Raw genomic sequence first — 373 nt, 5'->3', positions numbered from 1 at the left:
GCACGGCGGCCGCGGCGGTACGGGGGGACAGGGCCGGGGTCAAGGTCTCTCCAGGGTCGGCTGGGTAAGAACGGGCTAGCAAATGAAAATGATTATCGATAACGTGTGCGCGTCAAGTCCGACACCCCTCCGGCCGAGGGGTGACCCGGGCTGCCCTGACGTAGGAACTCGCTGCATGAAAAGGGGAGTTGTGGCTCATCTGCTGGTGGTCGAGAGCTGGGTCGGATCGATGAGCAGGCTGCTGCCACGCGCGATCCTGGAGGGCGGGCACGAGTTCACCTTCCTCACCCGTGACCTGCATCACTACTTGCGTTCGGCGCCCGAGGGGGTGGCGCATCCGCTGCTCGGCGCGCGCACTGTGATCACCGCCGAC

The 373-nt window shown here is 65.7% G+C and carries 1 pseudogene; it reads left to right on the top strand.

Features of this window, described 5'->3' with window-relative positions:
- Nucleotides 1-190 precede the first annotated feature (190 nt).
- Nucleotides 191-373: pseudogene (locus ACLZOT_RS50465) on the top strand (carboxylate--amine ligase); the annotation flags it as partial.

The organism is Streptomyces sp. 4F14 (assembly GCF_048159485.1).
In the GTDB taxonomy this organism is placed as follows: domain Bacteria; phylum Actinomycetota; class Actinomycetes; order Streptomycetales; family Streptomycetaceae; genus Streptomyces.
Note: the sequence above shows the minus strand (reverse complement) of the source record. Positions and strands in the feature narration are given on the sequence as shown.